The organism is Novosphingobium sp. FW305-C-111, assembly GCF_058783565.1.
In genome coordinates this window covers 60,240-83,791 of the sequence record NZ_JBYSYP010000015.1, presented here as the reverse complement: position 1 = coordinate 83,791, position 23,552 = coordinate 60,240, and the positions used below count along the sequence as shown (strand labels likewise).

Annotated in this window: 26 protein-coding genes; 14 read left to right on the top strand and 12 right to left on the bottom strand. The window is 65.8% G+C overall.

Annotation, left to right across the window (positions count from 1 at the left end; all coding sequences use genetic code 11):
- Window positions 1-141 precede the first annotated feature (141 nt).
- Together mutL and AC3WLD_RS16040 are read left to right on the top strand one after the other, a co-directional pair.
- Window positions 142-1,938, top strand: coding sequence for a DNA mismatch repair endonuclease MutL (mutL, locus tag AC3WLD_RS16045; RefSeq protein ID WP_492557981.1), 1,797 nt, complete (start codon window positions 142-144; stop codon window positions 1,936-1,938).
- An 8-nt stretch (window positions 1,939-1,946) separates the two neighbouring features.
- A complete protein-coding gene (locus tag AC3WLD_RS16040; protein ID WP_492557980.1) occupies window positions 1,947-2,414 on the top strand; it encodes a hypothetical protein in 468 nt (155 codons plus the stop codon).
- Here AC3WLD_RS16040 and AC3WLD_RS16035 read toward each other — a convergent pair.
- Window positions 2,411-3,541 carry a glycosyltransferase family 2 protein gene (locus AC3WLD_RS16035; RefSeq protein ID WP_492557979.1) on the bottom strand — a complete coding sequence of 377 codons (1,131 nt, stop codon included), beginning with the start codon at window positions 3,539-3,541 and terminating at the stop codon, window positions 2,411-2,413. The two genes, AC3WLD_RS16040 and AC3WLD_RS16035, sit on opposite strands and share 4 nt — an antisense overlap.
- A gap of 67 nt (window positions 3,542-3,608) precedes the next feature.
- Window positions 3,609-4,091: a PilZ domain-containing protein gene (locus tag AC3WLD_RS16030; RefSeq protein WP_492557978.1), complete on the bottom strand. Its 483-nt coding sequence runs from the start codon at window positions 4,089-4,091 to the stop codon at window positions 3,609-3,611.
- A 171-nt stretch (window positions 4,092-4,262) separates the two neighbouring features.
- Here AC3WLD_RS16030 and AC3WLD_RS16025 point away from each other — a divergent pair, with 171 nt between their 5' ends.
- Window positions 4,263-4,433 (top strand): hypothetical protein, encoded by a 171-nt coding sequence (locus tag AC3WLD_RS16025; protein WP_492557977.1) that lies wholly within the window; start codon window positions 4,263-4,265, stop codon window positions 4,431-4,433.
- Between the two features lie 30 nt (window positions 4,434-4,463).
- On the opposite strand, the gene AC3WLD_RS16020 is transcribed toward AC3WLD_RS16025, so the two are convergent.
- Entirely contained in the window at window positions 4,464-5,120 is a 657-nt protein-coding gene (locus AC3WLD_RS16020) for a sugar transferase (protein ID WP_492557976.1), read from the bottom strand.
- 330 nt (window positions 5,121-5,450) lie between these two features.
- Between AC3WLD_RS16020 and AC3WLD_RS16015 the strand changes: the two genes are divergently transcribed.
- Window positions 5,451-6,044 carry a hypothetical protein gene (locus tag AC3WLD_RS16015; protein ID WP_492557975.1) on the top strand — a complete coding sequence of 198 codons (594 nt, stop codon included), beginning with the start codon at window positions 5,451-5,453 and terminating at the stop codon, window positions 6,042-6,044.
- A 43-nt stretch (window positions 6,045-6,087) separates the two neighbouring features.
- Here the strand turns inward: AC3WLD_RS16015 and AC3WLD_RS16010 are convergent, their stop codons facing one another.
- The 6 genes from AC3WLD_RS16010 to AC3WLD_RS15985 form a co-directional block, all read right to left on the bottom strand.
- Complete coding sequence (locus AC3WLD_RS16010) at window positions 6,088-6,609, bottom strand: retropepsin-like aspartic protease family protein (RefSeq protein WP_492557974.1); 522 nt, start codon at window positions 6,607-6,609, stop codon at window positions 6,088-6,090.
- A gap of 48 nt (window positions 6,610-6,657) precedes the next feature.
- Complete coding sequence (locus AC3WLD_RS16005) at window positions 6,658-7,551, bottom strand: hypothetical protein (RefSeq protein WP_492557973.1); 894 nt, start codon at window positions 7,549-7,551, stop codon at window positions 6,658-6,660.
- Between the two features lie 76 nt (window positions 7,552-7,627).
- Window positions 7,628-8,233 carry a hypothetical protein gene (locus AC3WLD_RS16000; protein WP_492557972.1) on the bottom strand — a complete coding sequence of 202 codons (606 nt, stop codon included), beginning with the start codon at window positions 8,231-8,233 and terminating at the stop codon, window positions 7,628-7,630.
- Between the two features lie 53 nt (window positions 8,234-8,286).
- On the bottom strand, window positions 8,287-8,955 hold the full coding sequence (locus AC3WLD_RS15995; protein ID WP_492557971.1) for an exosortase C-terminal domain/associated protein EpsI: 669 nt from the start codon (window positions 8,953-8,955) through the stop codon (window positions 8,287-8,289).
- Window positions 8,952-9,842, bottom strand: a complete 891-nt coding sequence (locus AC3WLD_RS15990; RefSeq protein WP_492557970.1) for an exosortase/archaeosortase family protein — start codon at window positions 9,840-9,842, stop codon at window positions 8,952-8,954. Before AC3WLD_RS15990 ends, AC3WLD_RS15995 begins: the two co-directional genes overlap by 4 nt.
- Window positions 9,818-10,588, bottom strand: a complete 771-nt coding sequence (locus AC3WLD_RS15985) for a metallophosphoesterase family protein (protein ID WP_492557969.1) — start codon at window positions 10,586-10,588, stop codon at window positions 9,818-9,820. Before AC3WLD_RS15985 ends, AC3WLD_RS15990 begins: the two co-directional genes overlap by 25 nt.
- Window positions 10,589-10,721: 133 nt before the next feature.
- On the opposite strand from AC3WLD_RS15985, the gene AC3WLD_RS15980 reads away from it, so the two are divergent.
- Window positions 10,722-12,917, top strand: a complete 2,196-nt coding sequence (locus tag AC3WLD_RS15980; RefSeq protein ID WP_492557968.1) for a glycosyltransferase — start codon at window positions 10,722-10,724, stop codon at window positions 12,915-12,917.
- Between the two features lie 113 nt (window positions 12,918-13,030).
- Window positions 13,031-14,011 carry a UDP-glucuronic acid decarboxylase family protein gene (locus tag AC3WLD_RS15975; RefSeq protein ID WP_492557967.1) on the top strand — a complete coding sequence of 327 codons (981 nt, stop codon included), beginning with the start codon at window positions 13,031-13,033 and terminating at the stop codon, window positions 14,009-14,011.
- Window positions 14,012-14,013: 2 nt separating this feature from the next.
- On the opposite strand, the gene AC3WLD_RS15970 is transcribed toward AC3WLD_RS15975, so the two are convergent.
- On the bottom strand, window positions 14,014-14,436 hold the full coding sequence (locus AC3WLD_RS15970; RefSeq protein ID WP_492557966.1) for a nuclear transport factor 2 family protein: 423 nt from the start codon (window positions 14,434-14,436) through the stop codon (window positions 14,014-14,016).
- An 86-nt stretch (window positions 14,437-14,522) separates the two neighbouring features.
- Between AC3WLD_RS15970 and AC3WLD_RS15965 the strand changes: the two genes are divergently transcribed.
- The 5 genes from AC3WLD_RS15965 to AC3WLD_RS15945 all read left to right on the top strand — a co-directional run bounded on the left by AC3WLD_RS15965 (window position 14,523) and on the right by AC3WLD_RS15945 (window position 18,574).
- Window positions 14,523-15,404: an SDR family oxidoreductase gene (locus AC3WLD_RS15965; RefSeq protein WP_492557965.1), complete on the top strand. Its 882-nt coding sequence runs from the start codon at window positions 14,523-14,525 to the stop codon at window positions 15,402-15,404.
- Complete coding sequence (locus AC3WLD_RS15960) at window positions 15,401-15,907, top strand: SDR family oxidoreductase (protein WP_492557964.1); 507 nt, start codon at window positions 15,401-15,403, stop codon at window positions 15,905-15,907. Before AC3WLD_RS15965 ends, AC3WLD_RS15960 begins: the two co-directional genes overlap by 4 nt.
- Complete coding sequence (locus tag AC3WLD_RS15955; RefSeq protein WP_492557963.1) at window positions 15,900-16,769, top strand: SDR family NAD(P)-dependent oxidoreductase; 870 nt, start codon at window positions 15,900-15,902, stop codon at window positions 16,767-16,769. Before AC3WLD_RS15960 ends, AC3WLD_RS15955 begins: the two co-directional genes overlap by 8 nt.
- A gap of 136 nt (window positions 16,770-16,905) precedes the next feature.
- On the top strand, window positions 16,906-17,721 hold the full coding sequence (locus AC3WLD_RS15950) for a FadR/GntR family transcriptional regulator (RefSeq protein ID WP_492557962.1): 816 nt from the start codon (window positions 16,906-16,908) through the stop codon (window positions 17,719-17,721).
- 64 nt (window positions 17,722-17,785) lie between these two features.
- Window positions 17,786-18,574 (top strand): tyrosine-protein phosphatase, encoded by a 789-nt coding sequence (locus AC3WLD_RS15945; protein ID WP_492557961.1) that lies wholly within the window; start codon window positions 17,786-17,788, stop codon window positions 18,572-18,574.
- Window positions 18,575-18,577: 3 nt separating this feature from the next.
- Here the strand turns inward: AC3WLD_RS15945 and AC3WLD_RS15940 are convergent, their stop codons facing one another.
- Both AC3WLD_RS15940 and AC3WLD_RS15935 read right to left on the bottom strand, forming a co-directional pair.
- Window positions 18,578-19,483 carry an SDR family oxidoreductase gene (locus tag AC3WLD_RS15940; protein ID WP_492557960.1) on the bottom strand — a complete coding sequence of 302 codons (906 nt, stop codon included), beginning with the start codon at window positions 19,481-19,483 and terminating at the stop codon, window positions 18,578-18,580.
- Window positions 19,484-19,486: 3 nt separating this feature from the next.
- A complete protein-coding gene (locus tag AC3WLD_RS15935; RefSeq protein WP_492557959.1) occupies window positions 19,487-20,296 on the bottom strand; it encodes an enoyl-CoA hydratase/isomerase family protein in 810 nt (269 codons plus the stop codon).
- 60 nt (window positions 20,297-20,356) lie between these two features.
- On the opposite strand from AC3WLD_RS15935, the gene AC3WLD_RS15930 reads away from it, so the two are divergent.
- From AC3WLD_RS15930 to AC3WLD_RS15920, 3 genes are all read left to right on the top strand, one after another.
- Window positions 20,357-21,865 (top strand): class I adenylate-forming enzyme family protein, encoded by a 1,509-nt coding sequence (locus tag AC3WLD_RS15930; RefSeq protein ID WP_492557958.1) that lies wholly within the window; start codon window positions 20,357-20,359, stop codon window positions 21,863-21,865.
- Window positions 21,862-22,680, top strand: a complete 819-nt coding sequence (locus AC3WLD_RS15925; protein WP_492557957.1) for an SDR family NAD(P)-dependent oxidoreductase — start codon at window positions 21,862-21,864, stop codon at window positions 22,678-22,680. Before AC3WLD_RS15930 ends, AC3WLD_RS15925 begins: the two co-directional genes overlap by 4 nt.
- 66 nt (window positions 22,681-22,746) lie before the next feature.
- Entirely contained in the window at window positions 22,747-23,538 is a 792-nt protein-coding gene (locus tag AC3WLD_RS15920) for an SDR family NAD(P)-dependent oxidoreductase (RefSeq protein ID WP_492557956.1), read from the top strand.
- Window positions 23,539-23,552 lie beyond the last annotated feature (14 nt).

Genomic DNA, 23,552 nt, shown 5'->3' with positions numbered 1-23,552 from the left:
CACCGTCCGCAGGAAAGGCCGGGGAAGGCGGCTCCTTAGCGCAAGGAGTCAGGAAAACCCATATTTTTGTGCAAGGCGAAACGGTTATCCCCACCGCTCGTCTCGAAATGGCGCGGCTTCGTCGCTACGGTGGCGGCAGCCATGAACGTCCCTCGCAGAACCATCCGGCGACTGCCCGAAACGCTCGTCAACCGCATCGCCGCCGGAGAGGTGGTCGAGCGTCCGGCCAGCGCGCTCAAGGAACTGGTGGAGAACGCGCTGGACGCCGGCGCAACCTCGATCCTGATCCGCTTGTCGGAGGGTGGGCTGGGGCTGATCGAGGTGATCGATAACGGTTGCGGCATGGACCGTGACGAGATGGCCCTTGCGCTTGAACGCCATGCCACGTCCAAGCTGCCGGACGAGGCGATCGAGCTTGTCGAGACGCTCGGCTTCCGCGGAGAGGCACTGCCGTCGATCGCCAGCGTCGCGCGCGTGACGATCGAGAGCCGTTCGCAGGCCGGGGGAGAGGGCTGGCGCCGCGTGGTCGATCACGGTGCCGTGTTGGCCGATGAGCCTGCGGCAGTGCCCGCCGGCACCCGCATCCGGGTCGAGCGCCTGTTCGAGAGAGTGCCGGCGCGGCGCAAGTTCCTGCGCTCGCCCCGTTCCGAATGGGCGGCGTGCCTCGACGTGGTCCGCCGCCTCGCCATGGCGCGGCCCGGGATCGCCTTCGCGCTGGAGCACGACGGCCGCCGGGCGCTTGCCGTGCAGGAGGGCGATACGCTGGCCGAGCGGGTTGCCTTGCTGGTGGCGCGCGAGCTCAGGGATAACGCCGTGCCGGTCGAACTGGAGCGCGGCGAAATTCGCCTCACCGGGATTGCGGGCCTTCCGACCTACAACCGCGGGGTCGCCGACCACCAGTACCTGTTTGTCAACGGCCGTCCAGTAAAGGACCGCCTGCTCGTCGGCGCAGTGCGGGGGGCCTATGCAGACATGCTGGCGCGGGATCGCCACGCCGTGCTGGCGCTGTTCCTCGATCTGCCGGGCAGCGAGGTCGATGTGAACGTCCACCCCGCCAAGACCGAAGTACGGTTCCGCGACCCGGCGCTGGTCCGGGGGATGGTGGTTTCGGGGCTGCGCCACGCGCTGTCGACCGGCGACCGGCGCGCGGCCCAGGCGCCTTCCGCCGATGCCATGCGGGCGTGGCAGGCCGAACCCATCGCACCGCCGCCTTCCACGCCCTCGCCAGGGCTTTTTGCGCAGCCGGCTTGGAGCGCGCCCCGGGTCTCCGAGGCCGGGGCCATGTGGCGTGGGTACGAGCAGCAGGTCATGGCTCCGCCCGCTGCCCGCGCCGAACCGGCCACGGCGACCGCGCCGTCCTATCCGCTCGGGGTCGCTCGCGGGCAGGTCGCGCAGACCTATATCGTCGCCGAGGCGGAGGACGGTCTCGTCATCGTCGATCAGCACGCCGCGCACGAGCGCCTGGTGCTCGAACGCCTGCGGGCGGCCAGCGACGGCGGCGAGGCGCCCAGCCAGGCGCTGCTCATTCCCGAAGTCGTCGAACTCGACGAGCCCGCGTGCGACCGGCTGGAAGAGGCGGCGCAGCGCCTCGCGGCGTTCGGGCTGGTGCTCGAACGGTTCGGCCCCGCGGCGATGCTGGTCCGTGCGGTCCCGGCCCCGCTCGCGAAGGGCGATCCAGACGCACTGGTCCGCGATGTTGCCGACGATCTCGCCCAGAACGGCGATGCCCTGTTGCTTGGCGAGCGGCTCGATCACATCCTGGCGACCATGGCCTGCCACGGATCGGTCCGGGCTGGTCGAACCTTGTCGGTGGCCGAGATGAATGCCCTGCTGCGCGAAATGGAAGTGACACCGCGATCGGGCCAGTGCAATCATGGCCGCCCCACCTGGGTAAAGCTCGCGCACGGCGACATCGAAAGACTGTTCGGACGGAAATGATGCGCTGTGTGACGCTTTTGCTGGCGACCGTCCTGGTCTGGGGATGCGATTCGCAGTCGGAGGCGGAGAAGGCGGCAGCGGACGCGCGCGACGTTGCTGCGGTCGAGGCCGTCAATCACGCTCCGCGGCCACGCGAACCGCTCGCCCTGCTGCCGATCGAGTTCCCCGATATCCAGCAGGCGCGGCTCTACGGGAAAGGCTGTGCGTTTGTTGGCAGCGCGGGGCGCGCGATTGCCATGACCGAAGGCCAGCGCGCGCTGATCAAGACGGGCGACGGGCTGGTCGTCTTCGCCTCCGACCCAGGCAGCGCGGCGATGCCGCTTGGCACCTGGTCACGCTATTCGGGCAAGGCCTTTGCGCTGTCGCTGACGCGTGAGGGGAGCGGGGACGCTGCCTCTCCGGACAAGCTCGTGATCACCGATGTTTCGGACCAGGTGGTTTTCGAAGCCTCCGGCACGGTGCAGTGCAAGGGTTAGGGCTCTCGCAAGCGGGCCTTCACGGGACTGCGCGGATGGCGAACGAAAAACCAGATCCCTGAAAGGAAGCCGCGCACCTCTTCGCCCAGGGTCAGGTTTTCCGCCGTCACGCCGTTGCGGACCCGGTCGCGCCAGCGCCAGTAATAGTCGCGCGGCAGGTGCCACAGGACCCGCTTGAGGTTTCCGCGCCCCCCGGTGTTCCTGAACTGCACCAGCACCGACGAGGAGTGGCCGCGCATGTAGGCGAATATCTGCTTGCGCAGGTCCGCCATTTCGCGGCGGTGGTAGTGGAACGCGACAATTCCGGGTTCGTAGCGGCAGCGATATCCGGCTGCGAGGATCCGGTGCCACGCCTCGCTGTCGCCCGAGCAGCCGGACTGGCCAACGTCTAGCCGCTCGTCGAACAAGCCGACCTCGAGCAGCGCGGCACGGCGGAAGGACATGCTGGCCCCGGCGCCGATCTGCCATGTCGGGCAGCCGGTGGTAAGATCGCGCTCGAAGAATTCGGGCCCGAACTCCAGCGACTGGTAGCCTTGGCCAAAACCCCAGTGAAATTCGAACTGGCGCTGAGCTTCCGTGTCGAGTTCGGCCGGGAGTACCAACCCGGTCACCGCGGAGAGACTTGCGTCATCAGCGGCGAACGTTGCAGCGATCCGCTCGATCCAGCGAGGATGGAGAACGACGTCATCGTCCGTATAGGCGACGATATCTCCGCTGGCGGCGAGCGCGCCGGCGTTCCGGGCGTAATCGAGCCCGGGGCGGTCTTCGCGGACGTAGCTGACATTGGCGGCGAGGGCGGCCAGGCGGGTGTCATCGCTGACCGATGCATTGTCGACGACTATGACTTCGCGAGGGCGCACGGTCTGGCGCGCGAGGGCCGCAAGGCATGCGGCAAGGGGTACGGGACGGTCTCGCGTGCAGATCACGACCGAGACGTCCGCCGGGCTGGACGAGGACGCATCCGGTGCCTCGGGGACGCCCGGGGGCAGAGGAGGGCAACGCCCGGCCCCGCCAGCTTTGACGATCGAATGGCCGACCGGACGATCGTGTTTCCACCAGATCACGAAAGAGTCTTCGGCCGCAGAATATTCCTGAGCGGGATCCCAATCGCGGTCGACGATCTTCATCGTGCCTGACTAGACCGAAATGCGCCGGGGTCGAAGCTCGGAAAGCTCCGCAGTCGACCAAACAGCGTCAGCTGACGAGGTAGATCGCGCCGCCGATCATCCAGAAAGTTGCCGCGAGGCCGAATGCCAGGCGGTACCGCTGGTGGCGCGGAAGTTTGGCTTCGCAAGGAAATGCGGCGCTTGCCGGATGGGTTTCCGGTAAATGGTGGAACAGGGTGACCACGGCCGCTCCGGTGAACGCTTCCGCCTGCTCCGCAGCAGTCAGGTGACGTTCGAACAGGCAGGCATGGTTGCCCCCGTTCGAACGGATCACGACTGCGGCTATCGATCCCGCACCGTCGAGCCCGAGAACGATGCGCGTGCCGATGGGAATTTCATCGTCGCAAGCGAACTGGCAGCCGCTGCGCGAAAGGTTGCGCATTTCGACGCTGGCCGTACCGTCCTGGCCCGGCGTGCGTACGACGGTGGAAGCCTCAACCGGGTCACGCGGGTGGCTTCGGCGGTCGAGCCCCTCGTCGGCTGTGGAAAACTTCGATTGCGTCCAACGCATTTCATTGCCCCGGAAAATGCTGATCGAACAATCGACTAAAATGGTTTCGCGGTCGTTAAACCGCCGCCTAGCGAGGCTGCTGCGGTGATGACCGGTTGATATCAACCATGTGCTTGGTTAGCGTACCCGGCAAATGCCGCAAAAGCGGATGCTTCCGTGGGAGGGAGTTGGATGCCAAGGGTCGAATTCGGGCAGGGTGAATCGCACTTCGACGATGTCGTGCGTCGTGCCGGGCATGGTATACAACCTGGCCCTGCGTCTCACCGCCTGGCCATTGCCATGTTCTGGGGCGTGGCATTGAGCCTTGCGCTGTGGGGTGTTTTCCTCGCGATCATTCTTTGATCGGTCAGCGACGGTTCGCCGCGGCGGCGGTCACGCCGAGCCGTTGGCAAGCAGGACCGCAGGAATCGTCCGGAGGATGATTTTCCAGTAAAGCGTCACGCTGCGCGAGCGACACCAGGCGACGTCCAGTGCTACGCGGCGGCGGTAGCTCGTGTTGCTGCGCCCGCTGACCTGCCAAAGCCCGGTCACTCCCGGCTTAATGGCGAGGTAGTGCTGGAGGTAGCGGCCATAATGCCACGCTTCCTCGACAACGATCGGACGCGGCCCGACCAGGCTCATTTCCCCGCGCAGGACATTGAAAAGCTGGGGTAACTCATCGAGGCTCGACCGCCGCAGCAATCCGCCAATTGCCGTGATCCGGGGATCGTTCGAGAGTTTGTGGGCGAGCTGCCATTCGTTGCGGGCCACCGGGTCGCGGGCCAGGATTTCGGCCAAGCGCTTGTCTGCGTCGACGACCATCGAGCGGAACTTGAAGCACCGGAAGGTTCGGCCGTCGCGGCCGATGCGCTTGTGCCCGAAGAAGATCGGTCCCGGGTCGGAAACGAAAACCGCGATCGCAAGGACGATCAAAAGAGGCGCGAAGAACACGATCGCGGTCAGCGATACCAGGATATCGCAGAGACGAATCCCAAACTCGTCGATCGAGGCCGTGCGCGTGGAATCACGCATGGCGGCCTCGCCGCTCAAGGCATCCAAAATCAGAGATGACTGAATTCCATGCACTTTATGATAACCGGCCTGATCCCCGAACCAATTTCGACTTACCCCGCGTGCCGGCCAAGCAAAGCCCTGCCGTCTAAAGTCTCGCCACGGCGGCGATGATATTTCTGTACTTCGAATAACCCCATGTGTGTGGCCCGTTTTCCACCATAAGGGTGGAGGATTGTTTCAAAACGAACCGCACGTTCCCGAAAGATACGGAAAATTCCGGATTTGCGAGGGGTAATTCAGTCCATATCGGGTTCAACCAAGAGAACACGATTAGGATTCTGGCTCGTTTTGGATTAAATGGAGGTCATGGTGAAGTTGAACGCGTTCCTCCGCCGATTGCTCAAGGCGCGATTCTTCGTGCTCTTGCTGATCGTCCTGCCGATGGGCGTGTTCTCACTTGTCCTCAACGACAGTCGCCAGTTCATCATCCCGGTCGAGGAATCGGCCAAGGCGTTTGCTGCCGCCGCGGGTCCGCGCGCGGATCTCGGGGCGACCCGGATCGGCGGGCTGGTGATCGAGACACCGGTACCCGGCGAGGAGCCCCGTTTCGTTGCCCCGCCCACGGGCACACCGGCTGCGCTCCCTGACCTGACTCCTTCCGGGATCCGCGTGCTGGCGTTGGCCCAGCCCGGCGACCTGCCCCAGCAGAGTTATTCGCCCGACCAGACGATCCGGCTTCCCGCCGGGCGTGGGCTTCCGGGAATCCAGCAGGGCAGCCCGTTGACGGGCGGAAGCGTCGGTACGCTCGGCCCGTCGCCGACGCCGACCGACACAGGCGGCCCCTCCGGCATTCCCGAGCCCGAAAGCTGGGCGCTCATGCTGTTCGGCAGCGCCGTCATCGCGCAGGCGCTTCGCCGGAAGAGCGCGCTGGGGCGCGCCAAGTCTGCGGCGCACGCCTGAACTTCAGATACCCAATGCGAGCAATGTCGGACTGAGGCAGATCTCAGCCGTGCGGGCCGTGGATGGTCAGCACGTTGCCTTCGATCGTGATTGTCCCCATCCGGGAAAGCGCGTCCTGTCCGAGTAGCGAAACCGGCAGGCCCGGCGGTGCGATTCCGATCCGAACGTCCTTCAACCGATGGCCGGCCAGTTCCAGACGATCGAGCCGCGCTTCGCTGATGCGGGCGGTCCCGTTGGCAGTCGCGAGCGGAATCCCGCCGGCGGTGCCTTGTGCGCCGACACGCTCGGCATCTTCCGGCGAGAGAACCGTCAGGTTCGCGCCGGTATCGACAAGGAAGCGCACGGTCTCCCGGCCGATGGCTCCGTCGAGGTAGAAAAGTCCATCCGCAGCGCGCTCGATAGAGAGCGGCCCGTCGACGCGGCCTTCGCCTGGGTCCAGCAGGGTCGATTGCGCAGCCGGGACGAGGTCATCCCGCAGGACAGGCTCGTCCGGATGAGAGGCGAGCACGCTCCCACCGCCAAATGCGGCCAGTATCGCAACAAGGAAGACTTGCGTGTCGCCCATGCCCGACAATTTGAACGGGCTTGCTGAACACGAAGTTTGCCGGAATGGTTACGCGGGAGTAGTCGCCTCCGCAGTAGATATACTTAATCGTTGTAATCTACGCATTTGCTGCAATGCAACCAATCCGGTCAGAAGCGCGAAGATCGCGATCACGCCGGCAATTCGTAAATGGGTCCAGCGGGCTGCGGCGACGTCTCGGTAGAGGATCCAGGCTGGCGATGAGACTTTGTAGCCGGCGCGGAGGTACAGCATCCGCAGTGCACCGGCGAGGCGCTCGTTGCGGAGGTAGCCCTTGGTCTCGATCACCGCGCGGGGACCGGCAACGGGCTTGCCGAGCTGGACGAAGTAGGTGAGCTCCTGTCCCTCGGCATTGCGCCCGACCAGCGGGACGACCGCGAAGTTGCGGTCCGCAACCACGTAGTTCTCGTGATAATTGGCGATCCGGTCGAGCATGGCGACGCCGCGGAGCGTCGTGACGCCTTCTGCCGGAGCCTTCGCGGCGGGTTCACCGACGGTGATCGTCTGTTCGCCGCCGCCGGAGCTGCCGATGGTATAGGCGTGGATGATCGTGCCGACCGAAGCGAACACGAGTACCGCAGTCGTGCCGGTCAGGGCCGTGCGCCAGAACCTCGCCCGTTCGATACGGCGCGCAAGTCCTTCGTCCGTCTTGCCCAGCCTGCGCGTCCAGCGGCGGAAACGGCGGTAGAGAACGACGTAAAAGGGAAAGGTGAACAGCCCGAAAAGAAGTATGATCGTCCCGAACGGAAAGTAGCGGCTGAACTGCGAGAACTGCCATTCGCCGATCTGCGCGACCAGTCCGCGGTAAAGAATCGCCTGCCAGACGAGCACGCCCAGGACGACGAGGCTCCAGGCCAGGGTGACCAGTGCAATCGTATTGGTGCGCAGGCGAGGAACGCCAAACCGGTTGCTGTTCGTCGCCATGCCATGCCCCCTAATCCGGCAAACCCCTGCCGCGCACGGTTTATCCTTCGTTTACCTTACTCTTCTCGAAGCAGGATCAAAGACCTTTCCGGTACAATATGGACGCGCTTGCCTGTTCCGAAGCGAGAACGTTCCGGATCGCGTCGGTCAGCCGCTCGGTCCGCAGCGACTGGTCGGCAAAGGCATCGGCTTCCTTTCCGGCCAGTGGCGCGTCCCGCCGCGAGACTATGCGATAGCGCGTTCCGGAAATCTCGACGGCGGCCCCCGGTGCGGCGGACAGCAGCGGATCGGCGATCTCTTTCGAGAGGCGGGCGGTGTCGACCACTGAAGGCATCGTGCTCGCCTCGGCCAGGAGTTCGACGATCGCCCGCCGCGCGAACGCGTGGGAGTGGCTGGCGATATAAGCAGCCCGTTCGGCAGCGGTCGGCTCCGGCAGGGTCGCCTCGATCTGCCGGCTGAGACCCTGGACCAGCAACTGTTCGCGGGTCCGCCGCAGTCCGGCCAGGTATTCCGGCGTCGTATCCACGCCCCGCTCGCGTGCGACCGCGGCCAGCAGCCGCCTGTCGATGATCTGCCGTGCCAGTGCCGCATCGGGTGCGTTCCCGGCGGCGCGTTCGACTTCGATGTCGCGGTCCGTCACGTCTTCGCCGTTGGCAATGGCGACGACCTGACCTTCCGGCATCGCGTCGGAGCATCCCGCGAGAATCAGGACGGAAACAGAGAGGGCGAGGCACCTCACGATGCATCTCCGATCAGAAGGGGCCTGATTGTCGCGGGCAGGGCGGTGATGAATGAACGGGCGAACTTTTTCAGGCGGTCGGCAGAACCTGGGGATCCGGCCGTGGAGAACCGCACCAGCACCCCATCGGGAACCTCGCGGCGCACGGCTGCAGCGAGAATTTCCCGGCGCTCCTGCCAGACCGTGGTCGGAAATGCGGAGGCCATGCGGGTCCACCACAGCACCCGGTCCTCGCGTTGGCCCAACGTGGCCTCCATCGTGCAGGCGGGGACAGTCCGCGATCCCAGGCCGAGGGCAAGTTCGGTGACCGGGCCGATGGTATAGCCGGAGGCCGGATAACAGATCTCCGGCCGGTGGAGCTGGAGCGCATAGTCCTGCACGCTGCCATAGGCCAGGACCACGAAAATCGCCGGATTCTCGCCGTCCGTGTAGGCCCGGGCGAGGAAGCCGTCGTAGATTTCGCGGGACAGGTCGTTGGGCCGGGGAAGGACGACCCCTGCCGGGTCAGCAGGGCGATAGTGGGCGACTTCGCCCGGCATCGCTCGTTCGAGGTCCTGCTGCAGTCCGGGCCGGCGCGGAGGACGTGGCGGCCTCGCGAGTACACCAAGACCCGCCAGTCCGAGCAACGCTCCGCCAAGCAGGAATGCGCGGCGGTTCGCTGTCATCGCGGTGAAACCCGCCGACGCATGGCCGCGGCCGTCTGGTCGATCAACAGCAGCATGAGCAGGGCAAGGGAAAAGCTGAGAAAGCCGGAGATCGGATGCAGCGGCGTCGCCAGGACCTTCGCGCCGCCCCGATGAACCAGCAGGAGCAGCAGCAGGATCCGGACGAGGTTGGCAGCAAGCGCAACCGGGAAGGCGGCCAACGCGATCACCGCCATCCTTCTCCAGCCCGCTGCGCGAACCCAGTAGGCATAGAGCATTCCCACCGCGAGCAGGCTGACCGTGGAACTGAGACCTGCGCAGGCGCTCTCGATCGAAAGCTCGTACTGGTCGATGTACACGGCATAGCCATTGACGGCGACCTCGAGGCCAAAGGCCGACGCGATTCCTGTTGCCCACCCGGCGAGGAGGTTGCGCAGCTCGGCCGTGGCCTCGACCGTCAGGGTGTGGGGCAAGGGGATCACGATCAGCAGGAAGGCCAGCGGAAACCAGCAGCGCCTCACCACGGTGCTGCCATGCCGCATGTAGAACACCGCCAGAAGGACCAGCCAGGTCGACGCGCTAAGCAGCACCGCCATGTTGATCGCCCGGCCGACCAGATACCCTGCGGCCCCCGGTATCAGGAGAAGAAAGGCGACCGCGAGGCTCCCGGGCGCCGACAAGGCACGGCACTCGCGGTAGCGACTCCAGAGGGTCGCTGCCCCGGCGGCGAGGACGATCGGGCCGAGCGCGCCGGCCTCGGTCGTCCAGCTGCCTTCGGCGAGCGCCGCGACACAGGGCGCGAGTACGGCGAGGCAGCCTAGCCAGAGAACCAGGTCGGCAGGAGCGGGCAGCTGGAGGTGCGCTCCACGCCATGTCGGCCGGCTCAGGGCGTCGTCGACAGCCGCCAAAGTTGGGTCCCCTCGATCGCCAGCGCCGTCAGCCGGCCGCTCGCGTAAGCGCCTGTATCCACGCCGATGCGGTTTTCCGCAACATCGACATCATCGGTGATGGAGTGACCGTGGACGATGATCTTGCCGTGGCTGCGCCGGCTCGAAAGGAAGGCGTCGCGGATCCACAGGAGGTCCCCCGGGTCCTGCCGGTCCAGCGGCACGCCGGGGCGAACGCCTGCATGGCAGAAGAAGAAATCTCCGCTTCGCTCGTGGAGGGGAAGGCTGCGCATCCAGCGAAGAGACTCTTCACCCACGGCCCGGGTCAGCCGCTCGCCGAAGTCGTACATGTCCTCGCCCTCTGCCGGTGGGGCTATCCCGAAACTGTCCAGCGTGGCCTGTCCGCCGAACGAGAGCCAGCCGTCGCGCGGATCGGAGCGGCCCGCCGCGCAATCGAGCAGGCATGCCTCGTGATTGCCGAGCAGCACCGTGACTCCCTGCAGTTCCGACGCCCGGCGCAGCAGTTCGATCGCGGCACGCGAATGCGGGCCCCGGTCGATGAAATCCCCCAGCACGATCAGCCGGACCTGCCGCCCTTCGGTCGGGCGCTCGACGCAGTCCTGGCGGATCGCCTCCATGAGTTCGGCGAAAAGGTCGCATCGTCCGTGAATATCGCCGATCGCATAGACCCGCTCGTCCGGAAACCCGGCGGGCGGCGGGCGGAGGAACCGCCGCGGAAATTCGATCTCGCGGAAACTGATCGGCATCGGCACCCAGATAGCGACAAGCGCCCGCCAAGCCTATGGGGGACAAGGTTGCAATGTGGTGGCGAAGCCGCATTGTGCAAATGCGAAGCGCTGCTTAAGGCTTTCGTATCCGGACTTGTCCAGCGGAGGCCGCGTGCCCGTCGTCAGTTTCGCGGTCGCCTGCTACAACGCGCGGGAGTTTCTCGAGGCCTGCGTCGCGTCGGCGCTCGCGCAGCGCGGGGTCGAGGTCGAGGTCCTGATCGTCGATGATCACTCGAGCGACGGCAGCGATGCGCTTGCCGCACAATTGGCCGAGAATGACCCGCGGGTCCGCTTCTTCCGGACCGAGCGCAACAGCGGTCCGTCGGGCGCCCGCAACCTCGCCTTTCGTGAAGCGCGGGGCGAATGGTTCGCGGTCCTCGACAGCGACGACCTGATCCATCCGGACCGGACGGCGCGCTTGCTGGCTGCCTTGGCAGGGGCCGGCGGCGGCGAGATGGTCGCAGACGACCTCTTGCTGTTCGATGACGAGCGGCGCGATCCGCCGGAGCTGTTCCTGAAGAAAGGGCGGGCGTCCGGCGACAGCTGGATTGGCTTGCCGGACTACCTCGCCGAGACCCGGATGTTCGGGCCGAATCCCAATCTCGGCTTCCTGAAGCCGATGATCCGCCGCGAGTTCCTGCTCGCCCATGACATCGCCTATGACGAGGCCTTGCGGATTGCCGAGGACGATGCGCTGGTCATTCGCTGCCTGCGCGCCGGCGCGCGCTACCGATTGCATCCGGAACCGCTCTATTTCTACCGCAAGCACGGTGCCTCGACATCGCACCGGCTCGAAACCGCGCCCGCCGACGCCATGCTGGCGGCGAACGCCGCACTGCTCGAAGAGATGGGCGCATTCGGGGAGGCTGCGCCGTCGATGCGCACGCGCTATCGCGCGATGCGGCGGGCCTGGGCCTACACTCATATCCTCGACGCGCTACGCAAGCGCGACGTCGGCCGCGCAGTCGCCCGGTTCCTGCGCGATCCGGGCGCGATCCGGCTTGCGCATCAGCCGATTGCGGCGCGGATCGAGCGCTGGCGCGAGCGGCAGCGGCCTCAGCCCGCTCGCTCCGACGGGCCGGCCGCAGTCGTGGTCAGCAAGCAGCGGATCAGCGGGCCGACAAATGGCAGCTCGCGCTACCTTCTTGCCATCGCCGAGGCGGTGAAGGGCGAGGGGATCGCGGTGCACCTCGTCCAGCCGTCGGAGAGCCTGTTCGGACGGACGCCGTTCTTCCGGCTGGGTTCGGAACTGGATGTCTTTGCGAGCCTGCGGATCGCCAGGTCGTGTCGGCTCGGCCGCTATGTCGTCGCGCGCAATCCGCGCATCTGGCTCGCCGCGGTCGAAGGCGTCTTGGCGCGCCTGGCGGGCCGGTTCGGGCTGGGCCGTCTCCTGCCAGACCGCAAGGCGCCCTATTCGGTGGCGACGCGCTGGCAACGCGATGACCGGGCGTTCGTGGCCGCTGCTGCCTGCGAACTGCGACCCGATCTGGCCCTTGCCGACTACCTGTTCTGCGCGGAAGCGTTTCCGTACCTGCTCGACGGACCGCATCGCACCGCGATCGTGATGCATGACCGCTTCAGTGCCCGCAGTGTACAGTTCGGTGCAGGCCAGGACAGCGTCGCAGCCCTTGGCGAGGACGACGAGATCGCCGGTCTCTCCAAGGCCGATGCGGTGATCGCGATCCAGGCGGAGGAGGCCGGGTTCCTTCGCGAGAAGGTTCCGGGAGTCGAGCCGCTGCTCGTGCCGATGCCGGCCGATTGTGTCTCCCAGCCGTCGATCGGCCGGGATGACCGAGTGCTGTTCGTCGGCAGCGACACTGCGCCCAATATCCTCGGACTGCGCTGGTTTCTGGACGAGGTCTGGCCGCAGGTGCGCATGGAGCGCTCGCAAGTCCGACTCGATGTCGCCGGCAGCGTGCGCAATGCGTTTCCGGCGGGGGCTGACGGCGTGGCCTTCCACGGCATCGTACCAGACCTGTCGGCGCTGTACCGCGAAGCCGGCGTGGTGATTTCGCCGCTGCGCCAGGGCTCCGGCCTCAAGATCAAGCTGGTCGACGCGCTCGCGCAGGGCAAGACCTGTGTCGTGACCGGCGTGACATTGCAGGGCGTCGAGGATCTTGCCGGAGATGCCGTTGTGCGGGCGGACGACCCCGCGGAGTTCGCGGAAGCGATCCTGCGCCTGCTTGCCGACAGCAGTTTGCGCGAGGGCTATGCGGCGCAGGCGCTGGCTGCGGCCCGCGACCGGTTCGGTGCCGATGCCGTCTTCCGGGAGCTGCGCCAATGGCTGCGCAGTAGTGCTTCAATCTGAAACGCCCGGGAAAACCATCGGAATCAGGCGCAATTCTCGCAAGACATCTTCGCTATTTGCGCTAACTAACGATAACAGGAGCGGGAAAACGGTCTCCGGGGGACATTGTGCCTATGCCCAAGCGCGTACTGATCACCGGCGGCGCCGGCTTCCTCGGCTCGTTCCTGTGCGAGCGGATGCTCGACGAAGGGCATGAGGTCGTCTGCGTCGACAACCTGTTCACCGGGCGCCGGGCGAACATCGCGCACCTCCTCCAGCACCCGAATTTCGAGTTCATGCGCCATGACGTGACGTTCCCGCTGTACGTCGAGGTCGACCGGATCTTCAATCTCGCCTGTCCGGCCAGCCCGATTTACTACCAGCGCGATCCCGTCCAGACGACCAAGACCAGCGTGCACGGCGCCATCAACATGCTGGGCCTCGCCAAGCGGCTGCGCGCCCGGATCCTTCAGGCCTCGACTTCCGAGGTTTATGGCAATCCCGAGATACATCCCCAGGTCGAAAGCTACTGGGGCAGCGTCAATCCCATCGGGATCCGGTCCTGCTACGACGAGGGCAAGCGCTGCGCGGAAACGCTGTTCTTCGACTACAACCGCCAGCACGGCCTGCCGATCAAGGTCGCCCGCATCTTCAACACCTACGGCCCGCGAATGCAGCCGGACGACGGACGCGTCGTGTCCAATTTCATCATCCAGGCATTGCGTGGCGATCCGATCACGATCTTCGGCGATGGTCAGCAGAGCCGTTCATTCTGCTATGTCGACGACCTGATCGACGGCATCGTCCGGCTTATGGAAACGCCTGACGAATTCACCGGCCCGGTCAACATCGGCAACCCGGGCGAGTTCACCATTCTCGAACTGGCGGAACTCGTGCTCGAGCTGACGGGGAGCAGATCGCAGCTCGAACGGCGCCCGTTGCCAGGCGACGATCCGCGCCAGCGCCGGCCCGATATCTCGCTCGCGAAAGCCGAACTGGGCTGGGAGCCCAAGATCCAGCTGCGCGAAGGTTTGGTCAAGACGATCGCCTATTTCGACAAGCTGCTCAGCGACAAGGCCGAGATGGAAGAACGTCGGGCGCGGCTGCGCGCCTGATTTCAGCGGCCGGACATCGGAGGCCAAAGGCTTTCTGGGGACTGCCAGTCGATGCGCACCTGCCGGTGAGCGAAGCGCCAGCCGCTGGCCGTACGGACCAAGCGGTCATTGTATGTGCCGGAGTGATCGGGGCCGTTGTTCGACCAGACGGCGAAATAACTGCGCGCGGTTGCCTTGTCGCCGGCGAGGTCGATCAGCGGATTGGTGATATGGTGCCGCACGAAAGTGCGGCCGGGTTGCGGAGTGCCGCGGCCGAGTGAGGCGGCGACTTCGGCGGGACCTGTCGCGAACGCCCCCGGAAATTCGAAGGTGCCATCATCCGCGAAGCAACCGGCGAGCTCGGCAATCCGGCCGCGATCTCCGTTGTAGGTATATCGGGCAAGAAGGTCGCGGATGGCATCGCGGTCCTCGGCATCTTCGGGCATGGCAATCAACCTATATAACCAGGTATACCTTGTGTTGACACGAGTGGCACGGGCGCGCAAGCTCGCTGCTGCATTGGGAGATTGCCATGCCGGTTCCGGCTCATCATCGTGTCGTCCAGCCGCCGCCGTTCGAACGCCCGCCTTACCCGGCGGACATTTTCGCGGGCCGGACCGTGCTCGTATCGGGCGGCGGTTCTGGAATGGGCCTCGCCATGGCCAGGGCCTTTGCACAGGGCGGAGCCAACGTCGCCGTCATGGGCCGCTCGCTGGAGCGGGCGGAAGAAGGCGCGGCGAGGATCGCGGCGCTGGGGGCTCGGGTCCATGCGACGACCTGCGACGTCCGTATCCCCGAGCAGGTCGCACGGGCCTTCGATGACGTGGAGGCGGCTCTCGGCCCGGTCACGCTCCTCGCCAACAATGCCGGCGCGAATTTTCCGGTCCTGGCGGAGAACATCTCGGCAAACGCCTGGAACGCCGTCACCCGGATCGCCATTGACGGCACCTTCCTCTGCTCCACCGAGTTCGCCCGGAGGCTGATCGCGCGGGGCGAGGGCGGGGCGATCGTCAACAATTCGGCCCAGTACATCTGGACCGGTTTTCCGGGTGACGCGCACTCCGCCGCAGCCAAGACCTCGCAGGCGACCATGACCCGGCGCATGGCACGCGACTGGGCACCTTACGGCATCCGGGTCAACGCGATCGCCGCCGGGTTCTTCCCGCACGAAGGTTCGGTGAGTGGCCGCCGCGACGAAGGGACGGAGCCGCTTCAGGCGATGATCCCGGCCGGTCGTACAGGCAGCATCTGGGAGTTCGGGTGGCTGTCGGCGATGACCTGCACGCCTCTCCTGGGCGAACTCACCGGACAGGTGATCGTCCAGGACGGTGGCGAGAGCCTGCGCCGCTCGCTGATCATGCCGGATTTCATCCCGCCGCGCGAAAGGGTCGAGGGGCCGTGGGGGTGGCGATGACCGGCTGGCTCGCAGGAAAGCGCTTCGCGCTCGAGGGGGATGCCTCCGAAATCGAAGCGGCTTTGGCGTCGCACGGGGCGGAGTTGGCAAGCGATCCAGCGGTGGCCGACATCCTGATTCATGTCGCGTTTGCCGGACCGCAGGTGCCGGCGCACGAGATGAGCCATGGAGAGTGGCGGGCCCGGCTCGATGCCGAACTGGATCGGCGATTCCTGCTCGCTCGCGACTTCGCCGCTGCATGGCGCGAGCGCGGGCAGTGCGGGGCGATCCTGTTTGTCGGTTCGCCAGAGTGCGCGGGCGGCGCGGATCACGCCGCCGCGGCAGGAGCGCTCGGTAATCTCACCAAGACGCTGGGGGTCGAATGGGCCCGCGACGGGGTGCGGGTCAACACGATCCTCACAACGTCGCGCGGCGAGACGCTGGGTCACCTGGCCGCGTATCTTGTCAGCGATTATGCGGCCTATGTGACCGGCGCCGTGATGGGGGTGGGCATCGATGACTGATCTCGGCCAGCGCATCCGCCTCGACGGACAGGCGGCTTTCGTCACCGGCGGGGGTGGCGGCATCGGCCGGGCCTGCGCCATTCGCCTTGCCGAAGCCGGTGCCGACGTCGCCATCGTCGATATCGTTCCTGCGCGGGCGGAAGAGGCGGCGGCGCGGGTCCGCGATGCCGGTCGCAGGGCCCTGGCCCTTGCTGTCGACGTGATGGACGGCGACGCGCTTCGTGAAGCGGTCGCGAGCACGGCCGCGGAGTTCGGCCGGCTCGACATTCTCGTCAACAACGCGGGCGGGGTATCGGCACGCCCGTTCCTCGAACAGAGCGAGCGCAGCTGGCGGCGGCATATCGATATCAACCTGGTGTCCATGCTGACCGCGATCCATGCCGCGGCGCCGATCATGATCCGCGGCGGGCAGGGCGGTTCGATCGTCAACGTCGCGTCGATCGAAGCGAGCCGGGCTGCACCCAATTTCGCCGTCTATGCCGCCTGCAAGGCCGGAATGCTGAGCTTCACGAAGTCGATGGCGCTCGAACTGTCCGAGCATCGCATCCGTGTCAATTGCATCGCGCCCGATCATACCGTGACTCCCGGCACGATGGGCAACCGAGCCGGTCCCGTGGATCCCGCGCAATGGCGCGAGAGATCGGACGAAGAGATCGACGCGATGAACCGGGTCGTCCCGTTGCTGCGCGAAGGCATCGATTTGGAGTGCGGTGACGCCGCGGTGTTCCTGAGTTCCGCGATGGCCAGTTACGTGACCGGCGCGCTTCTTCCCGTCGATGGCGGGACCTGGGCGGGGTCCGGGTGGGTTCGCGGCCAGAATGGCAAATGGACACTCAACGAGGGGCTGTCGCTGGGCGCTTGAGCCATTTGCCATCCACTGTGCCCTCCGCTAGAACCGATCCATTCAATCCGCATTGGCAAAGACATGTTGAACCTGGTGTGCTAACTGGGTGTTCGCGCAGCATGGGCTGCAGCATGCGAGTGCGAAGGACGACGGCATGGCAGAACTGGGTGGCCCGGCCCGAACGGTGGATGTTTCCGGCATCCTCGAGCAGGACGGGATTGGCGGGCGAATTCGCGTCCCCAAGACCTCCGAACTCGTTGCCGATCACATTCGCGGGCAGATCGTGCGGGGCGAACTGGGCGAGGGCGACTTTCTGCCTCCCGAAGGCCAGTTGATGACGAGCCTTGGCATTTCTCGTCCGACGCTTCGCGAGGCGTTCCGCATCCTCGAGGCCGAAGCGCTCATCAGCGTCGTGCGCGGTTCGCGAAGCGGCGCCCGCGTGCACCGGCCATCAACCGAATTGGTTTCGCGCTATGCCGGCTATGTGCTGCAATCGATCGGCACCGACACCGCGGACCTGTATCAGGCTCGACTGGCGATCGAGCCGCAGGTCGTCCGCTGGCTGGCCGACTCTCCCAACGCCAAGGCCATCGCGAGCCTGCGCGAGGAGACCGCCCATCTCCGGAAGTTGCTCGACGAGCGCCGCCTTGAAGATTTTCTCGAGGACATCAACCGTTTCCATGGCCGGCTGGTCGAAGTCACGGGCAACAAAACCCTAACGTTCATGAACAAGATGCTGCTGAACCTGGTCGCGCGTCACCAGCGTCAGCATGTCGCCCGGGCTCCGGAGCCCGATCGCCCCAAGCGATTCGCGGCGGCGCTCAAATCGTATGAGAAGGTGATCGACCTGATCGAGGCGGGTCAGACGGAAGCAGCCGTCCGGCATTGGCGGCTCCACCTTGGCAACGCTGCGCTGACCTGGACTTCTGGCGACGAAGGCATGCGTATCGTCGACTCGCTTGGGGCATGAATGGCGACGCCAGACTGAAATATCTGGCTTCCATTCTGCAGCGCCAATCATCACGGATGTTCGGATGACGCAGCATGACAGGGTGATTCCCTTTGAGGGGATCCACAATTTCCGCGACTACGGCGGTTACCGCGCCCGCGACGGACAGATGCGCAGCGGCATGCTGTGGCGGTCGGGGCAGCATGCGGACGCGACACCGGACGATCTCGCCCGTGTGCACCAGCTGGCTATCGCTACCGTCTATGACTTGCGCGGGGATTCGGAGCGAGAGAAGTTTCCGTGCCTCCGCCACGAAGAGTTCGATGGCGAGGTCGTGTTTCACCCGGGTGAGACAGCCGGCACGCACGGACGCGCCGTCCACGAAGAGTCGGCGGGCGAGATCGTCTCCGCTGCCGATGCGCATGCGGCAATGGTCCGGCTTTACGAGACGCTGCCGTGGCGTCCGGTCCTGGCGGGCACCTATCGTCTCTACTTTGCGAACCTTGCGGAGCGTGAGAGCCCCAGTCTGCTGCACTGCCTGGCCGGCAAGGACCGCACCGGCGTTGCCGCAGCGCTCCTCCACGCGCTGCTGGGTGTCCATCCCGACGATATCATGGCCGATTATCTGCTAACCAACACGGCCGGCAACATCGATCGCCGGATCGAGGCAGGTGCCAAGCACATTCGCGGCAACTATGGTCAGCGCATCGAAGAAGCGGCGATCCGCGCGCTCATGAGCGTCCACTCCGACTATCTGCAGACCTCGCTCGATCGCATCGTGGAGCGCCATGGCAGCGTCGAGCGCTATGCCGAAGAGGTGCTCGGGGTCGATGCCGGCATGCGGGCCCGGCTGGCGGAGCGGATGATCGTCTAGTTCCTAGCCGCCACGTGTCCGAGAAATGGCGTCAGCGGCGGTGCCGGCCTCGCGGGCGCTCCTGCCGAACTGTTCGCGGATCGGTACGAACTCCGGCATGATCAGGCTGCGCCGCAGCCAGTTGGCTCCGTCCATGACCAGGGTGTGTCCCGAGATATAGACGGCGTACGGACTGCACAGGAAGGTCGCCGCCCAGCCAAGCTCGCGCACTTCACCGACGCGCTGAGCGGGGATCGTGCTGTCGGCCGATTCGCCCGCGCGGTGGCGGGTCATGTGCTCGGGCAGGTCGCCGTGCGGAAAGCGCCCGGGAGCAAGGCAATTGACGCGGATTCCGTCGGGCGCCCATTCGACCGCGAGGCTCTGGGTCAGGTTGGTCACCCCGGCCTTCGCGGCAGCGGAGTGCGCCGTGCCGGGTCCGCCGGTCCAGCTATAGGTGGCACCGATGTTGAGGATTGCGCCGGGAAGCCCCGCAGATATCCGGCGTAGCGCAAACTCGCGGCTGCAATTGTAGGTGCCGTTGAGCACGATATCGACCACTGTGCGGAACCCGTTGGGGGACATTTCCTCGGCCGGTGCCGGGAAGTTGCCAGCGGCATTGTTGATGAGCACGTCCACCGGGCCGAGCTTCGCCTCGATCTCGTCGACTGCGCGGGTGATCGCCTCGGGATCGCGAACGTCACAGGCCACCGCAATCGCCTCGGCACCAATCGAAGTCATGGCCTCGACCCCGGCGGCGAGATGGTCCGGCTTGCGGCTCAGGATCGCGATCTTGGCGCCGAGCCGGGCAAACTCCAGCGCCATGCCCTTGCCGAGCCCGGTGCCGCCGCCGGTCACGGCGACAACCTGGCCCTGATATGTGCCGGCGGGCAGCGCCGACGCGCCAGGCGGCGGCGGGGAGGGCAGGCCCATGCGTTACTTTCCCTTGTAGACAGGCTTGCGCTTCTCGCGGTGCGCGGCGCGGGCCTCGTGGTAGTCTTCGGTCTTGAACAGCGCGGTCTGGGCGAGCAGTTCGGCGCGGGTGCCGGTGCGGATCGTCGGGCCGTGCATCAGGTCGACCATGTGTTTGGCCATGGCGAGGTGGATCGGCGGCTTGTCGGCGATGGCGCGGGCAATCGCATGGGCCTTCGCGTCCAGCTCGTCCGGCTCGACGAGAAAGTCCACCGCGCCCCACTCCAGAGCGGTTCGCGCATCGATCCGGTCGCCGCTCATGACCATGTACTTGGTTCGCGACGGTCCGATCAGCGCGGTCATCATCTGGGTGCCGCCAGTGTCGGGCAGCACCCCGTAGTTGATCTCCGGCAACGCCATCTTGAGCGTCGTGTCCGCCACCCGGATGTCGCAGGCGAGCGCCAGTTCGCAACCGCCGCCGATGGCGCCGCCCTTGAGCGCGGCGACGATCGGCTTGGTCGCATCCAACATCCTCAGTCGCGACTCCTGAGCACGCCGCACGAAATGAAAATCGCTCTCGTCGCGCGCCCGGTGCCCGAGAACCGAGACGTCGCGGCCCGAACAGAAACTCGGTCCTTCTGCGCGAAGCAGGATGGCGACCACGGCCTGGTCCTCGAGAGCATCGAACAGGAGAGGCGCAAACGCTTCCGACATCTCGTCGTTAAAAGCGTTGTGCCGATCCGGTCGGTTCAGCGTGATCGTGCACAAGCCATTCTGGTCATTGCGGCGGATCAGTTCCGTCATCGTCATCGTCCTCTCATGCTCGATCTGCATCAGTTATTGCACTAGGTCAATTATCTCGGCTACGCGGATTCGGAGAGGACGAAAGGCACGATGGCGCTGATCACCGAGAAGCTGAGGGCGATCATGGAGATCGATCCGGCGCGGGCCGAGATCGATTTCGAGGGCGTCGACTTTACCTGGGGGCAGATCGCGGCGAGCGTCCGGTCGATCGAGGATTGTCTCGACGACGTTGGCGTGCCGATGGACGGCCGTGTCGGCGTCATGCTGCGGAACCGCCCCGGGCACATCGCGGCCATCATTGCCGTGCTGTCGAGCGATCGTTGTCTCGTCACGCTCAATCCGTTGCTCCCCGACGCGGCGCTGAACGCGGATATCGAGGCGCTTTCGCTGGCGGTCTTGATTGCCGAGGTCGGGGATGCCGAGCGGCCTGGCATGGGTGAAAGCCTGGCGCGCGCCGGTAGCGCGGTCGTCGCCATCGACGCGAAGCTGGGTTTGGCCAGATTGCTGGCCGGATCCGGGAGCGACGACAGAACCGCTTCCACCTCTCCCGGTGTCGCAATCGAGATGTTGACCAGCGGAACGACCGGTACACCCAAGCGCGTGCCACTGACCCGGGCCGCTTTCGACGCCAGCTTTGCCGGCTTCGCTCGATACGAACGCAACCGCAGGCACGAGGATCGGCCTGTGCTTCGCTCCGGCGTCACCATGGTCGCCAATCCCCTGACCCACATCGGCGGCATCTATGGCTGCATCGGCGCCTTGATGGCCGGACGCAAGATTGCCCTGCTGGAGCGGTTCACTGTGGAGGGATGGGTCGACTCGGTCCGGCGTAACCAGCCTAAGGTCGCGCCGGCAGTCCCGTCGGCGGTGCGAATGCTGCTCGAGGCGGATGTGGACAGATCCGACCTCTCCAGCCTTTCGGCGATGATATCCGGGACGGCGCCGCTCGATCCGGACCTCGTGGACCAGTTCCTCGAAAAATACGGGGTGCCCATCCTCGGCAACTACGGCGCGACTGAATTCGCCGGCGCGGTCGCGGGCTGGACGCTCGATGACTTCCAGGCGCATTGGCGTGACAAGCGCGGCGCGGTGGGGCGCGTGCAGCCGAACATCGAGGCGCGGGTGGTGGATGCGGAAACAGGCGCCATCCTTTCGCCGGGCGACGAGGGTCTGCTCGAGCTGCGCGGAGAGCAGCTGGGGAATGGCGGCGCATGGCTCCGCACGACGGACCGTGCGGTGCTGGACGATGACAACTTCCTGTTTATTCGCGGACGGGCCGATAACGCGATTATTCGCGGCGGCTTCAAGGTCCATCCGGACGATGTCGTGAAGGTGCTCAACCAGCACCCGGCGGTGCGCGAGGCGGCGGTAGTCGGGATTCCCGATACGCGCCTGGGCGCTGTGCCGGCGGCCGCAGTGATTCTTCGTGCGGGGCAGGCGGAGCTGGCTCCCGACGAATTGAAGGCGTGGTTGCGGGACCGGCTGATCGCCTATCAGGTCCCCGTCCATTTCCGCTTCGTCGAGGACTTCCCAAGGACGCCGTCGATGAAACCCTCGATCCCAGGCCTTGTCGCCCTCTGTGCGGAGAATCCAGCATGAAGGAAGATTTTGCCGGACGCGTCGTCGTCGTGACCGGCGGCGGCCGCGGAATGGGCCGCGGCATCGCCGATGCCTTTGCCGCCGATGGGGCGCGTCTGATGCTCGGGGCACGGACCATCGCCTATGCAGAGGAAGCGCAGGCCGAAATGCGGGCGAAAGGCAACGACGTCGCGATTTGCGAGGCCGATATTGCCCGGCACGAGGATTGCAGCCGTCTCATCGAACAGACGGTCCACCACTTCGGGGGAATCGACGTGCTCGTCCATTGCGCAGCCGACATCGCTCACGGCGGTCTTGGCGCGGTCAGCGATGAGCGGCTCGAGGCGGGCATCGCGAGTACGGCGAAGGCCGCATGGTGGCTGCTCGACGCCGCCCGGCCGCACTTGGCGCGCTCGGCCGGAGGCGGGCGGTTCATCGCGATCGGCTCGGTCAACGGGACCGTCACGGTCGTACCGAACATGACTGCCTACGCTATGGCCAAGGGCGCGCTGAACGCCTTTGTCCGCAGCGCCGCCATCGACGTCGTGAAGGAGAACATCACGGTCAACGCGATCCTCCCCGGACTGGTCGAGAGTGCGCGCTCGCTCGAAATGCTCGGGGAGGACGGGCTTAGGGCCTACGGCGCAACTGTCCCCGTCGGCCGCGGCGGGACGGCTGCCGACATTGCCCACGGCTGCATGTTCCTCGCCTCGACGAGGGCCGGGTACATTACCGGCCAGTCGATCGTCATGGACGGCGGATCGTCGCTCGCCCCTGCGGAGCGCGGCGGAGGCGATATACTTCAGGCCAGGTTGCGCGATCACGCCAACCGCTAGGCCGAAACAATCGAATCCTTGCAATTGCTCGACCGATCAAACAGCTAGCCTATGAGGGAGTAACGAATGAAGATCGAAAGCACGACCGCCGCAGTGGTCACCGGGGGCGCTTCGGGGCTTGGCCGCGCCAGTGCACAGGCGCTGGCGGCCGCCGGCGTGAAGGTTGCCATTTTCGACGTCAACGAAGCGGGCGGCGAAGCGGTCGCAGCAGAGATCGGCGGAATCTTCTGCAAGGTCGACATTACATCCGAAGAGTCCGTGGTGGCCGGCTTCGAAAAGGCTCGTGCCGCACACGGTCAGGAGCGCATCCTCGTCCATTGCGCGCAAATCTCGAAGGGCGGCAAGACGCTGCGCTTCGACAAGGAAACCGGCGGCTACAAGCGTTTTTCAACCGAGGATTATGCGTTCTCCGCCCAAGGCATTCTCATCGCGAGCTACCGCCTCGCCTCGCTGTCGGCACTAGGCATGGCGGGGCTGGAGCCGCTCGAGGACGGCGAGCGCGGGGTCATCACGCTGACAGCCTCGGTTGCCGCACAAGATGGCCAGATCGGCCAGATCGCCTATGGGTCGCTCAAGGCCGGAGTAAACGGTCTGGTGTTGCCGATGGCGCGCGACCTTATGGACCTCGGTATCCGCGTCAATTCGGTCATGCCGGGCATTTTCGCGACCCCGCCGATGCTCTCGGTCAAGGACAAGGCGCCGGCTGTATGGGAGGGTCTCAACGCCTCGGTCCCGTTCCCCAAGCGGCTGGGCAAGCCGGAGGAATTCGGCAGCTTGATCATGGAACTGGTCCGCAACTCCTATTTCAACGGGCAGAACCTGCGCCTCGATGGCGCGATCCGGATGCCCCCGAAGTAGCCAATTCAAGGATG

Coding starts and splice junctions, on each gene's coding strand:
- AC3WLD_RS16000 (WP_492557972.1), bottom strand. CDS start 8,233: ATGCCGGAAGGTCAGGTCGTCGCCATTGCCAACGGCGAAGACGTGACG.
- mutL (WP_492557981.1), top strand. CDS start 142: ATGAACGTCCCTCGCAGAACCATCCGGCGACTGCCCGAAACGCTCGTC.
- AC3WLD_RS15935 (WP_492557959.1), bottom strand. CDS start 20,296: ATGCAGATCGAGCATGAGAGGACGATGACGATGACGGAACTGATCCGC.
- AC3WLD_RS15940 (WP_492557960.1), bottom strand. CDS start 19,483: ATGGGCCTGCCCTCCCCGCCGCCGCCTGGCGCGTCGGCGCTGCCCGCC.
- AC3WLD_RS15960 (WP_492557964.1), top strand. CDS start 15,401: ATGACCGGCTGGCTCGCAGGAAAGCGCTTCGCGCTCGAGGGGGATGCC.
- AC3WLD_RS15965 (WP_492557965.1), top strand. CDS start 14,523: ATGCCGGTTCCGGCTCATCATCGTGTCGTCCAGCCGCCGCCGTTCGAA.
- AC3WLD_RS16005 (WP_492557973.1), bottom strand. CDS start 7,551: ATGGCGACGAACAGCAACCGGTTTGGCGTTCCTCGCCTGCGCACCAAT.
- AC3WLD_RS15925 (WP_492557957.1), top strand. CDS start 21,862: ATGAAGGAAGATTTTGCCGGACGCGTCGTCGTCGTGACCGGCGGCGGC.
- AC3WLD_RS15945 (WP_492557961.1), top strand. CDS start 17,786: ATGACGCAGCATGACAGGGTGATTCCCTTTGAGGGGATCCACAATTTC.
- AC3WLD_RS16015 (WP_492557975.1), top strand. CDS start 5,451: ATGGTGAAGTTGAACGCGTTCCTCCGCCGATTGCTCAAGGCGCGATTC.
- AC3WLD_RS16030 (WP_492557978.1), bottom strand. CDS start 4,091: ATGCGTTGGACGCAATCGAAGTTTTCCACAGCCGACGAGGGGCTCGAC.
- AC3WLD_RS16010 (WP_492557974.1), bottom strand. CDS start 6,609: ATGGGCGACACGCAAGTCTTCCTTGTTGCGATACTGGCCGCATTTGGC.
- AC3WLD_RS15970 (WP_492557966.1), bottom strand. CDS start 14,436: ATGCCCGAAGATGCCGAGGACCGCGATGCCATCCGCGACCTTCTTGCC.
- AC3WLD_RS16025 (WP_492557977.1), top strand. CDS start 4,263: ATGCCAAGGGTCGAATTCGGGCAGGGTGAATCGCACTTCGACGATGTC.
- AC3WLD_RS15985 (WP_492557969.1), bottom strand. CDS start 10,588: ATGCCGATCAGTTTCCGCGAGATCGAATTTCCGCGGCGGTTCCTCCGC.
- AC3WLD_RS15920 (WP_492557956.1), top strand. CDS start 22,747: ATGAAGATCGAAAGCACGACCGCCGCAGTGGTCACCGGGGGCGCTTCG.
- AC3WLD_RS15930 (WP_492557958.1), top strand. CDS start 20,357: ATGGCGCTGATCACCGAGAAGCTGAGGGCGATCATGGAGATCGATCCG.
- AC3WLD_RS15995 (WP_492557971.1), bottom strand. CDS start 8,955: ATGACAGCGAACCGCCGCGCATTCCTGCTTGGCGGAGCGTTGCTCGGA.
- AC3WLD_RS15975 (WP_492557967.1), top strand. CDS start 13,031: ATGCCCAAGCGCGTACTGATCACCGGCGGCGCCGGCTTCCTCGGCTCG.
- AC3WLD_RS15955 (WP_492557963.1), top strand. CDS start 15,900: ATGACTGATCTCGGCCAGCGCATCCGCCTCGACGGACAGGCGGCTTTC.
- AC3WLD_RS16035 (WP_492557979.1), bottom strand. CDS start 3,541: ATGAAGATCGTCGACCGCGATTGGGATCCCGCTCAGGAATATTCTGCG.
- AC3WLD_RS15950 (WP_492557962.1), top strand. CDS start 16,906: ATGGCAGAACTGGGTGGCCCGGCCCGAACGGTGGATGTTTCCGGCATC.